Origin of the sequence: Brevibacillus sp. MCWH (genome assembly GCF_013096935.1) — a bacterium.
Taxonomy (GTDB): domain Bacteria; phylum Bacillota; class Bacilli; order Brevibacillales; family Brevibacillaceae; genus Brevibacillus; species Brevibacillus aydinogluensis.
The window spans coordinates 1-622 of the sequence record NZ_SDLF01000091.1 but is presented as its reverse complement, the minus strand read 5'-3'; the positions used below and the strand labels follow the sequence as shown (position 1 = coordinate 622).

Here is a 622-nt window from a genome sequence, read left to right as displayed (position 1 = left end):
TCTTAAAATTAAACAAGACGGTAAGAAAGCTAATGTTGATGATGAAAAATCAGTTGATTATTTAGCGTCTAAATACTTCCAAAATGTATTGAAATATGGAAGAAGTAGATTTATAAATGATTTAATGGAAAATAGAGACGATGATGATATTGATGATTTAGTAGAACGAATTGAAAGATCTAAATTAGATTATAGTGAAGATGAGATGGAAAGAATTCAAGATTACATTGAACATCGTTTAGAAACAGAAGGAAATCCATTTAGATCAGAAGCAGGATCGAAGTATATTCAATATGAAAATAGAGGGGTTAAAATTTATATTAAACGTTGTGTAGATACGAATGAGTGGGAGTTTATTGCTTTAGATAGAGATAATCAGCAAGTATTTGATTATCCTGTTCCACGTAAGAAAGATGTTGGAAAGGTAAAATTCTCTGAGGATGGTAAATATGCTACTGATGAGAGAGGTCGTATGTATAAAGTAATTGAATATTATTCTTTTAGTGAAGACGAATAGAAAAAAGAAGAATGAGGATTTATCCTCATTCTTCTATTCTAATGTAATATATTCTTTGAGACCGTTTTGATCCAATATACCTAAATCAATTGCTCTCTTTATAAC

The 622-nt window shown here is 29.3% G+C and carries 1 protein-coding gene; it reads left to right on the top strand.

Features of this window, described 5'->3' with window-relative positions; translation table 11 throughout:
- Positions 1 to 517: hypothetical protein (locus ETC00_RS19490; protein WP_171567705.1), on the top strand; the 517-nt coding region annotated here is incomplete at its 5' end.
- Positions 518 to 622 lie beyond the last annotated feature (105 nt).